This window comes from Rahnella sp. PD12R (assembly GCF_019200965.1).
Lineage (GTDB): Bacteria > Pseudomonadota > Gammaproteobacteria > Enterobacterales > Enterobacteriaceae > Rahnella > Rahnella laticis.
On record NZ_JAHTMS010000028.1, the window covers coordinates 1 to 6987 of the forward strand.

The window sequence follows — 6987 nt, forward strand, 5'->3', positions numbered from 1 at the left end:
CTCTAAGACTTGATATTTTTTGCCACCGAGGTGGCTGATATCGTCTTGTGAGTGCCCACACAGATTGTCTGATAAATTGTTAAAGAGCAGTGAGTTACGCGCTTTCGCTTGCTAACTCGAGGTGGCGTATATTACGCTTTCCTCATTCAGTGTCAACCGTTTATTTCATCCGGTTGCCGCTGTTTTTAATCTTTCCGACCCGGTGACTTCGTGATGTTGTTCACGTTGTTCCCTGTCGATGGAGCGGCATTATAGGGAGTTGGATTTTAATGGCAAGCGAATAAATACAGTTTTATTTCGTTTGCCGTTTTTTTATCCAAAGAACCTTATTTCTGCCCTTTTGCTATAAAGGAAGGCAAAGCAGCAAGGCTTTCCAATACGGCATCTGCTGCAGTTTCACTTTCTGGAGTTACCGGCTTGCCTGTGCGAACTAAAATCTTAGTCCCCACGCCTGCCGCTGCCGCTGCCTGCATATCTTCCAGCTTATCGCCCACCATATAAGAAGAAGCCATATCAATATTGAGCTCCTCTTTAGCCGTCATAAACATACCTGGCAGAGGCTTACGGCAATCGCAAACCTGAGTAAACTCTTTAACAGTACCTTCGGGATGATGCGGGCAGAAGTAGATGCCGTCGAGATCGACACCTCTGTCGGCAAGCGACCAGTCCATCCACTCCGTCAGCGTCATAAACTGATCTTCGGTAAACTTGCCGCGCGCGATACCGGACTGATTGGTCACTAATACCAATAAGAAGCCCATCTCTTTGAGTTTTAGGCAGGCATCAATAACGCCATCGATAAACTGGAAATCATCGATTTCATGTACATAGCCGTGGTCGACATTCAAAGTGCCATCACGGTCAAGAAAGATTGCTGAAACTGGTTGTGCCACGAATTTGCTCCTGATGGCGGGTTAACGGCGTCAGTATCGCATGTTTTCACTGTTCGTGAGAACGCTAACCTGGTTGACTTAGACGTCTAGACGCCTTAGCATCCACGACATGCTTCGGGAAAGTGCTCCCGCAGAGTTAATTTCACCACGTCACGGCAAAAAGACAGAATAAAAAATAATATGATTAAACTTTCAAACATCACCAAGGTTTTCCAGCAGGGTTCGCGCCAGATAGTCGCGCTCTCTGACGTGAGTCTTCACGTCCCTGCCGGGCAAATTTATGGCGTAATCGGCTCATCTGGCGCGGGGAAAAGTACATTAATCCGCTGCGTCAATTTGCTGGAACGTCCGACCAAAGGCCAGGTACTGGTTGATGGTCAGGATCTGATGTCCTTCTCCGAGAAAGCGCTGACCCGCGCCCGTCGCCAGATTGGTATGATTTTTCAGCACTTTAATTTGCTGTCGTCACGTACTGTCTTTGGCAATGTGGCACTGCCGCTGGAGCTGGATAACCTCTCTTCTGCTGAAATCAAAAAACGTGTTTCAGAGCTGCTGAGTCTTGTAGGCCTGGAAGATAAACATGATGCTTATCCGGCCAATCTTTCCGGCGGTCAAAAACAGCGTGTGGCGATTGCACGCGCTCTGGCCAGCAATCCTAAAGTCTTGTTGTGTGATGAAGCGACCAGTGCTCTTGACCCGGCTACAACCCGCGCAATTCTTGAATTGCTGAAAGATATCAACCGTCGCCTTGGATTAACTATTTTGTTAATCACCCACGAGATGGATGTCGTTAAGCGCATTTGCGATCAGGTTGCGGTGATCAGCGATGGCAAATTAATCGAGCAGGATAAAGTGAGTGAGATGTTCTCACACCCTAAAACCCCGCTGGCACAGCAGTTTATTCAGTCTACGCTGCACCTGGATGTCCCGGAAGATTACGCCGTACGTCTGGTTCCTGAACCTGAAGCCGGTCGGGTACCTTTATTACGTCTGGAATTCACCGGTCAGTCCGTTGATGCGCCGCTGCTTTCAGAGGCCGTGCGCCGTTTCGACGTAAACAACAATATTATCAGTGCTCAGATGGATTATGCCGGCGGCGTGAAGTTCGGGATTATGCTGACAGAAATGCACGGTGCAGAAGAAAGCACTCAGGCAGCCATTCAGTTCCTGCATGAAAATCAGGTAAAAGTAGAGGTACTCGGTTATGTCTGAGCCAATGATGTGGTTAATGGGTCGGGGGATTTGGGAAACTGTCATCATGACACTGACCTCTGGCTTCTTCGGTTTCGTTTTGGGCCTACCTTTTGGCGTGCTGCTTTACGTCACCCGTCCGGGCCAGATTGCTGAGAACAAAAACGTCTATCGCGTGATGTCTGCGCTGGTTAACATTTTCCGTTCTATACCTTTTATTATCCTGCTGGTCTGGATGATCCCGTTCACACGTCTGATTGTCGGGACTTCTATCGGTTTGCAGGCGGCAATTGTCCCCCTGACCGTTGGCGCGGCGCCATTTATCGCACGTATGGTGGAGAATGCGTTGCTGGAAATCCCAAGCGGTCTGGTTGAAGCTTCGCGTGCCATGGGCGCCACACCGATGCAAATCATCCGTAAAATCTTGTTGCCGGAAGCCTTGCCGGGTCTGGTCAACGCAGCCACTATCACGCTGATCACTCTGGTGGGTTATTCCGCTATGGGCGGTGCTGTCGGTGCCGGTGGATTAGGGCAAATAGGTTATCAGTACGGTTACATTGGTTATGACGCAACTGTAATGAATACGGTATTAGTCCTGTTAGTCGTTTTGGTGTATTTAATTCAGTTTTGCGGCGACCGCATCGTAAAAGCAGTCACGCATAAATAATGAAACAACAGCTGTAATAGCTAACCCTGCGAATAATTTTTATCCGCTTATTGAGGAAAGGACATGTCTAATAAATTTAAATCCATTGCAGTTGTCGGCGCACTTCTGGGAACGCTGGCTTTAGTTGGTTGCGGGCCGAAAGAACAGGATCCTAACCATATTAAAGTGGGTGTGATTGTCGGTTCTGAACAGCAGGTTGCGGAAGTTGCACAGAAAGTCGCTAAAGAAAAATACGGTCTTGACGTAGAGCTGGTGACTTTCAACGACTACGTTCTGCCAAACGAAGCGCTGAGCAAAGGCGATATCGATGTTAACGCCTTCCAGCATAAACCATACCTCGATCAGCAGATTAAAGATCGTGGTTATAAACTGGTTCCGGTCGGCAACACTTTCGTCTACCCAATCGCCGGTTACTCTAAAAAAATCAAATCTATCGATGAGCTGAAAGATGGCGATCAGGTTGCATTGCCAAACGACCCGACTAACCTGGGCCGTTCATTACTGCTGCTGCAAAAACAAGGTTTGATCAAACTGAAAGACGGTGTTGGCCTGCTGCCGACTGTTCTGGATGTCACTGAGAACCCTAAAAACCTGAAGCTGGTTGAACTGGAAGCGCCACAACTGCCACGTTCACTGGATGATGCAAAAATCGCACTGGCTGTAATCAACACAACTTACGCCAGCCAGATCAACCTGACGCCAGAAAAAGATGGCATCTTCGTTGAAGATAAAGAATCTCCATACGTTAACCTGATCGTTGCGCGTGAAGACAATAAAGACGCTGAAAACGTGAAGAAATTCGTTCAGGCTTATCAGTCTGATGAAGTTAACGCGGCTGCCAACAAGATCTTCAACGGCGGCGCGGTGAAAGGCTGGTAATTCGCGAATGTCAGGAACTCAGTATTTATCCTGATAATTACTCTCGTAAATATTCCTTTCACAAATAAATTCAAGGCGGGCTTATGCCCGCCTTGTTATTTCCTCAATACCTTGGTTCAATAACGCCACATTCTTTCCTGTAAACATATTAAAAAAGCAGAGGACATACCATGCGTGCTTTACCTCTCTGTTTGTCGGCACTTTTGCTGGCGGGTTGTTCCCTGACTCAACACACACAGCCAACAACCACTGCACCTGTTGTTAAAGAAGAGCCAAAACCTGTCAAACCAAAACCGGCTCCGGTTCGCCCTGCCCCCGTCAAACTGTATAAAGATGCTGAAGCTCTGGTCGGAACACCTTTCCGCGACCTGGGTGAAGTTTCTGGCGAGTCTTGCCAGAGCGATCAAAACGATACGCCACCAAGCCTTGCGGCTGCGCGTAAAAGAATGCTGACCCGCGCCTCTTATATGAAAGCAAATGCGGTGCTGTTGCATCAGTGCGAGATCGTCGGCGGCGTCCCCGGATGCTACCAGCAGGCAATTTGTCAGGGTTCGGCCCTGAATGTCACCTTTAAATGACCTCATTTTCTTTTGAGCAAATAGGGACCATTCATTCTCCTTACAAAGAGAAGTTTGCTGTTCCGCGCCAGCCGGGGTTAGTTCAGGATGGTGACGGCGAATTACATCTTCATGCGCCTTATAACCAGCCCGAGGCCGTACGCGGGCTGGAAGATTTCAGCCATTTATGGGTGATGTTCATCTTTCATCAGACAATGGACGGGGGATGGCGCCCGACGGTGCGTCCGCCGCGCCTTGGTGGAAATATCCGTACCGGCGTGTTTGCCACACGTTCAACCTTTCGCCCCAATCCGCTGGGCATGTCGCTGGTTGAACTGAAAGGCATTCGCTGTCAGGGGCAGAGTGTGATTCTGCAACTCGGCAGTCTCGACCTCGTCGATGGCACCCCCGTTGTTGATATCAAACCTTATCTGCCGTTTGCAGAAAGCCATTCTGAAGCCCGTGCGGGTTTTGCCCAACATGCACCGCAAGCTGATATGCCCGTGGAATTTCTCCCTCAGGCAGAATCTCAACTGGCAAAAAATGCAGGAAAATATCCGCATCTGCGCCGCTTTATTACACAGGTATTAGGGCAGGATCCGCGTCCTGCTTACCGCAAAGGTGAATCTGCTGAACGGGATTACGCCGTTCGCCTGCTGGAATTTAATGTCCGCTGGCGGGTTGTGGGTTCCCTGAATCAGGTAATGTCCCTCGACGAAGACTAAATTTCCTCTGCGTCTCTTTTGGCAACACCAACTCGCTGGTAAACTAAGCCACTTTTCACGTTTTGGCTGCCACTGGCAGCCCGATTGCAATTTGCAGTGCTAACGGAACCAACACATCATGCGTACTACTCAATATCTGCTCTCTACACTGAAAGAGACGCCAGCCGACGCAGAAGTCATCAGCCACCAGCTGATGCTTCGCGCTGGTATGATTCGCAAACTGGCCTCCGGCCTGTACACCTGGCTGCCGACAGGCTTACGTGTTCTCAAAAAAGTTGAAAACATCGTACGCGAAGAAATGAACAACGCGAACGCCATTGAAGTGTCTATGCCGGTAGTTCAGCCCGCAGATTTGTGGCAGGAGAGCGGACGTTGGGAACAATACGGCCCGGAACTGCTGCGTTTCGTTGACCGTGGCGATCGTCCGTTCGTACTGGGTCCAACCCACGAAGAAGTCATTACGGATCTGATCCGCAACGAAGTCAGCTCTTACAAGCAACTGCCGCTGAATTTCTTCCAGATCCAGACCAAATTCCGTGATGAAGTTCGCCCGCGTTTTGGTGTGATGCGTTCTCGTGAATTCCTGATGAAAGATGCCTACTCGTTCCACACGACGCAGGAATCCCTTCAGGAAACTTACGACGCGATGTATGCGGCTTACAGCCAAATCTTCAACCGCATGGGCCTGGATTTCCGTGCTGTGCTGGCTGATACCGGTTCTATCGGTGGCAGCGCGTCCCATGAATTCCAGGTACTGGCACAAAGCGGCGAAGATGACGTGGTGTTCTCTGACTCTTCAGATTTCGCTGCCAATATCGAATTTGCAGAAGCGCTGGCTCCGGCTGCACCGCGTGCCGCCGCTACGCAGGAAATGCGTGTGGTGGAAACACCCGATGCGAAAACCATCGCTGAACTGACAGAACAGTTCCAGGTTCCGGTTGAGAAAACCGTGAAAACCCTGATGGTACATGCGACGGCTGAAAGTGGTCATAAACTGGTTGCTCTGCTGGTTCGTGGTGATCATGAACTGAACGAAATCAAAGCTGAAAAACTGCCGCAAGTTGCTGCTCCGCTGACTTTCGCAACTGAAGCTGAAATCCGTGAAATCGTTGCAGCAGGCCCGGGTTCACTCGGCCCGGTTAATCTGCCAATGCCAGTTGTTGCTGACCGCACCGTTGCCGCGATGAGCGATTTCAGCGCTGGCGCAAACATCGACGGTAAGCATTACTTTGGCATTAACTGGGATCGCGATGTTGCGCTGCCAGAAGTGGCAGATATCCGTAACGTAGTTGCCGGCGATCCAAGCCCGGACGGTCAGGGTTCTCTGGTCATCAAACGCGGTATCGAAGTTGGCCACATCTTCCAGCTGGGTACTAAATACTCAGAAGCAATGAATGCGACAGTTCAGGGTGAAGATGGCCGTAATCAGGTCATGACCATGGGCTGCTACGGCATTGGGGTGACCCGCGTGGTCGCTGCGGCTATCGAACAGAACCACGATGACCGTGGAATTATCTGGCCGGACGCTATTGCCCCGTTCCAGGTTGCGATTCTGCCAATGAACATGCACAAATCTTTCCGCGTGAAAGATGCGGCGGAAGCGTTGTACAAAGAACTGCGTTCACACGGTATCGATGTGATCCTCGACGATCGTAAAGAGCGTCCGGGCGTCATGTTTGCAGACATGGAACTGATCGGTGTTCCACACCACGTGGTGATTGGCGATCGTAATCTGGACGCCGAAGAGCTGGAATATAAAAACCGCCGCAGCGGTGAAAAACAAATGATCAAGCAAGGCGATATTGTTGAATATCTGCTGAGCCAGATCCCGCGTTAATATTTTAGCGACAAACGTTAGCCCATAAAAATGCCCGCATCGCGCGGGCATTTTTGTTGTGCACAGAAAACCCCCAGCTAGGCTGGGGGTTCAGTAAAGCTTTCAGCTTTGAGCCAGTTATAAAAACCCCTTTTGATTTGTTAAAACAGTTTGCGGTCTGGCAACTGCAAAGGTTCAACAAGAAATCAAAAGGGGGTCCCAATGAGGGACGAAAAGAGCTTAGCGCACACGCGATGGA

At 49.9% G+C, this 6987-nt stretch carries 7 protein-coding genes; 6 read left to right on the forward strand and 1 reads right to left on the reverse strand.

Features of this window, described 5'->3' with window-relative positions:
- Window positions 1-326 precede the first annotated feature (326 nt).
- Entirely contained in the window at window positions 327-893 is a 567-nt protein-coding gene (gene gmhB / locus KWG64_RS25420) for a D-glycero-beta-D-manno-heptose 1,7-bisphosphate 7-phosphatase (protein WP_195815778.1), read from the reverse strand.
- 180 nt (window positions 894-1073) lie between these two features.
- Between gmhB and metN the strand changes: the two genes are divergently transcribed.
- From metN to proS, 6 genes are all read left to right on the forward strand, one after another.
- Complete coding sequence (gene metN, locus KWG64_RS25425) at window positions 1074-2105, forward strand: methionine ABC transporter ATP-binding protein MetN (protein WP_195815777.1); 1032 nt, start codon at window positions 1074-1076, stop codon at window positions 2103-2105.
- Window positions 2098-2751: a methionine ABC transporter permease MetI gene (locus KWG64_RS25430; RefSeq protein ID WP_104924647.1), complete on the forward strand. Its 654-nt coding sequence runs from the start codon at window positions 2098-2100 to the stop codon at window positions 2749-2751. The genes metN and KWG64_RS25430 overlap by 8 nt, the downstream gene beginning before the upstream one ends.
- A gap of 63 nt (window positions 2752-2814) precedes the next feature.
- On the forward strand, window positions 2815-3630 hold the full coding sequence (locus KWG64_RS25435; protein WP_104924646.1) for a MetQ/NlpA family lipoprotein: 816 nt from the start codon (window positions 2815-2817) through the stop codon (window positions 3628-3630).
- Between the two features lie 170 nt (window positions 3631-3800).
- A complete protein-coding gene (gene rcsF, locus KWG64_RS25440) occupies window positions 3801-4208 on the forward strand; it encodes an Rcs stress response system protein RcsF (protein ID WP_195815775.1) in 408 nt (135 codons plus the stop codon).
- Window positions 4205-4912, forward strand: coding sequence for a tRNA (N6-threonylcarbamoyladenosine(37)-N6)-methyltransferase TrmO (gene tsaA, locus KWG64_RS25445; RefSeq protein WP_218523487.1), 708 nt, complete (start codon window positions 4205-4207; stop codon window positions 4910-4912). Before rcsF ends, tsaA begins: the two co-directional genes overlap by 4 nt.
- 118 nt (window positions 4913-5030) lie before the next feature.
- Window positions 5031-6749: a proline--tRNA ligase gene (gene proS / locus KWG64_RS25450; RefSeq protein ID WP_195815773.1), complete on the forward strand. Its 1719-nt coding sequence runs from the start codon at window positions 5031-5033 to the stop codon at window positions 6747-6749.
- Window positions 6750-6987: the final 238 nt, after the last annotated feature.